The 3861-nt window shown below is 70.2% G+C and carries 2 protein-coding genes; both read right to left on the reverse strand.

The genetic code is table 11. The annotated features are described in order from the left end of the window. Positions 1-33 precede the first annotated feature (33 nt). Positions 34-720, reverse strand: a complete 687-nt coding sequence (locus ACRDP3_RS08320; RefSeq protein ID WP_431516205.1) for a response regulator — start codon at positions 718-720, stop codon at positions 34-36. A 61-nt stretch (positions 721-781) separates the two neighbouring features. Further along, positions 782-3349 carry a DUF4118 domain-containing protein gene (locus tag ACRDP3_RS08325; RefSeq protein WP_431516204.1) on the reverse strand — a complete coding sequence of 856 codons (2568 nt, stop codon included), beginning with the start codon at positions 3347-3349 and terminating at the stop codon, positions 782-784. Positions 3350-3861 lie beyond the last annotated feature (512 nt).

A 3861-nucleotide genomic window follows, 5' to 3' on the forward strand; every position in this document is an offset into this window, starting at 1 on the left:
CTCCCCGCCGGGCCGCCGTGTCGACCGGCCCGCTCAGCCCTGGTGGAAGCGGTATCCCATGCCGGGGACGGTGAGGAAGTGGCGCGGGTGCGAGGGGTCCGCTTCGAGCTTGCGGCGCAGCTGGGCCATGTAGACCCGCAAGTAGTTGGTCTCCCTGCCGTACGAGGGGCCCCAGACCTCCTGGAGCAGCTGCTTCTGGCCGACGAGCCGGCCGCTGTTGCGCAGCAGTACCTCCAGCAGGTGCCACTCGGTCGGGGTCAGGTGCACGTCCCGTCCGCGGCGGGTGACCGTCTTGGCTGCCAGGTCGATGGAGAAGTCGTCGGTCTCCACGGTTGCCGTGTCACCGGGCATTCCCACCGGCTCGGCGCGGCGTACGGCCGCCCGCAGGCGGGCGAGCAGTTCGTCCATGCCGAAGGGCTTGGTGACGTAGTCGTCGGCGCCGGCGTCCAGGGCCTCGACCTTTTCGTCGGAGGTCTGCCGGGCGGAGAGGACGACGATCGGCACCCGTGTCCAGCCCCGCAGCCCCCTGATGACGTCGAGGCCGTCCATGTCCGGCAGTCCGAGATCCAGCAGCACCGCGTCGGGGTGCCGGGACGCGGCGAGCCGGAGGGCGGCGGCGCCGTCGGGGGCCGCCTCCACCTCGTACTTGCGCGCCTTGAGATTGATGACGAGGGCGCGGACGAGCTGCGGCTCGTCCTCCACGATCAGCACCCGGGGCACTGGGGCCTGCCTTTCGTCGGTCTCGTACTGCTCGCACATCCCGTACTTCTCGTATACAGCGTCATGACGTCGTGGTGGCGGGCAGGCCGGGCCGAGCGGATGCCTGGCCCGCGGCCCTCCGCAGGCTGAGCACCATCGTGGTGCCGCCACCCGGGGTGTCCTCGGCGGACAGGGTGCCGCCCATCGCTTCGGCGAAGCCGCGGGCCACCGCGAGTCCCAGTCCCACGCCGGAGCCGCGCGGCGCGTCGCCGTAGCGCTGGAAGGGTTCGAAGATCCGGATCTTGGCGTCGTCGGGGACGCCGATACCGCGGTCGACGATACGGAGTTCGACGCGTTCGCCGAGTGTGCTGGCCGAGATCAGGACCGGCTCGCCGTCCGGACTGTACTTGACCGCGTTCTCCGCGATGTTGGCGACGCTGCGCTCCAGCAGACCCGGGTCGACCTCGACCATGGGCAGCTGCTCGGGCACATCGAGGACGACGCTGCCCTCGGGCAGGCCGCTGAGCGCCATCGGCACCACCTCGTCGAGGTCCGCCTCGCGGATCAGCGGGGTGACGGTGCCGGTGTGCAGGCGGGACATGTCCAGGAGGTTCTCCACCAGGTGGTCCAGCCGGTCGGCGCCGTCCTCGATCCCGGCGAGCAGTTCCGCCTCGTCCTCCGCGGACCAGGCGACGTCCTGCGAACGCAGCGAGGTGACCGCCGCCTTGATGCCCGCGAGCGGGGTGCGCAGGTCGTGGGAGACGGCCGCGAGCAGGGCGGTGCGGATGCGGTTGCCCTCGGCCAGTTCACGGGCCTGCGCGGCCTCGCCGACCAGCCGCTCGCGGTCCAGGACGCCCGCCGCCTGGGCGGCGAACGCGGCGAGGACACGGCGGTCCTCGGCCGGCAGCACCCGGCCGCTGAGGGCGAGAGCGAGGTGACCGCCGACGGGCACGTCGACGTCGGCCTCCTCGGGCCGCCTGAGTGTGGCGGGGCCGACGCCGGCGACGCATGCCCAGGGGTCGACGTCGCTGCTGCGCTCCAGCAGCGCCACGGACTCCATGGCGAAGGTCTCCCGTACCCGCTCCAGCAGAGCCTCCAGCGTGGCCTCACCCCCCTCGGCCGGGGATGCCCCGGTGCGCAGCACGCTGCCGGCGAGGAAGGAGAGGACTTCGGACTCGGCGCGCAGCCGGGCCGCCTGGTGCGTACGCCGGGCGGCGAGGTCGACGACCGAGGCGACGGCTACCGCGACCGCGAAGAAGACCGCGATGGCGACGATGTTCTCGGGATCGGCGATCGTCCAGGTGTAGGTGGGCGGCGTGAAGTAGAAGTTGAGCAGGAGCGAGCCGACGGTGGCGGAGGCCAGCGCGGGGAGCAGGCCGCCGACCAGGGCCGCACCGACGGTCAGGCACAGGAAGAACAGCACGTCGTTGGCGAACCCGGGCCCCGGATCGAGCCGCGTCAGCAGGAGGGTGAGCAGCGCGGGCCCGCCCACGCCCAGTGTCCAGCCGCCGACAGTACGGGAGCGGCCCAGCCTGGCACCGCGGGCGACGGGCAGACCGCGCCCCTTGGCCACCTCCCCATGGGTGACGATGTGTACGTCCAGATCCGGGCCGGAGTCACGGGCCACGGTGGCGCCGACGCCGGGGCCGAAGACGTACTGCCACGCCTTTCGGCGGCTGGAGCCGAGGACGACCTGGGTGGCGTTCACGCCCCGGGCGAACTCGAGCAGCGCGTCGGGCACGTCGTCGCCGACGACGTGGTGGAAGGTGCCGCCGAGGTCCTCGACGAGGCTGCGCTGGACGCCGAGTTCCTCGGTCGAGCCGGAGGTCAGGCCGTCGCTGCGGGCGATGTAGACGGCGAGGATCTCGCCGCCCGCGCCCTTCGTGGCCATCCGGGCGGCGCGGCGGATGAGCGTACGGCCCTCGGGCCCGCCGGTGAGGCCGACCACGATGCGCTCGCGGGCCTGCCAGATGGTCGAGACGCGGTGCTCGCTGCGGTACTCCTGGAGGTACTCGTCGACCCGGTCGGCCGTCCAGAGCAGCGCCAGCTCCCGCAGCGCGGTGAGGTTGCCCGGCCGGAAGTAGTTCGACAGGGCGGCGTCGACCTTGTCGGGCGCGTAGATGTTGCCGTGCGCCATACGCCTGCGCAGCGTCTGCGGGGACATGTCGACGAGCTCGATCTGGTCGGCCCGGCGCACGACTTCGTCCGGTACGGTCTCGCGCTGCCGCACACCGGTGATGGACTCCACCACGTCGCCCAGCGACTCCAGGTGCTGGATGTTCACTGTGGTGACGACGTCGATGCCTGCCCGGAGCAGTTCCTCGACGTCCTGCCAGCGCTTGGTGTGGGGCGAGCCGGGGACGTTGGTGTGGGCGAGCTCGTCGACGACCGCGACGGCCGGGGCCCGCGCCAGCACCGCCCGCAGGTCCATCTCCGTGAAGACGGAACCACGGTGCTCCAGCTCCTGCCGCCGCACCACTTCCAGGCCGCTCATCATGGTCTGGGTGCGGGCCCGCCCGTGGTGTTCGACGAACGCCACGACGCAGTCCGTGCCCCGCTCCACCCTGCGGTGGGCCTCGGCGAGCATGGCATAGGTCTTTCCCACACCGGGTGCCGCGCCGAGGTAGATCCTCAGCTTTCCGCGTGCCATGGCCCCATTCTGCTCGGTAGGGCCATCGACCGGCGTCGGTCTTGACGACTTCCTGATCCGGTCCGGAACGAGCGCGGCGGCCGAGCCGGGCTCCCCGGCGGCACCAGGCATTCCGTACTCCATAGCGAAATATGGAGATTGGACAACCCGCAAAAACGGCCTGAGGCCCCGGAATGAATCCCGGGGCCTCAGTTGCCAACGTGGGGGAAGAGTCCCACTGACTAGCCTGCATAGATCTTAACGAAGCGGGCAATGAATAGTCACGGGCTTTCCTTTCTCAATTTACCGTCTCACCTGGAACGAATGGACGACTCATCCGGAACTTATCCTTTCCGATAAGCATGGAATCAGTAATGTCCGTCCATTCGGGTGACGGCTGGTGACTCTGTTGTTTATGTCGCGTTGTGCATGCTGCCCGCTTGGTACAGGTGGGGACCGCACTACACGCATATGAGGGAGTTAAGTGATGAAGGCGATCAAGAGCCTTGCTCTGGTTGGCGCTGCGACCGGTC

Source organism: Streptomyces sp. (assembly GCF_050698815.1).
In the GTDB taxonomy this organism is placed as follows: domain Bacteria; phylum Actinomycetota; class Actinomycetes; order Streptomycetales; family Streptomycetaceae; genus Streptomyces.

Coding starts and splice junctions, on each gene's coding strand:
- ACRDP3_RS08325 (WP_431516204.1), bottom strand. CDS start 3,349: ATGGCACGCGGAAAGCTGAGGATCTACCTCGGCGCGGCACCCGGTGTG.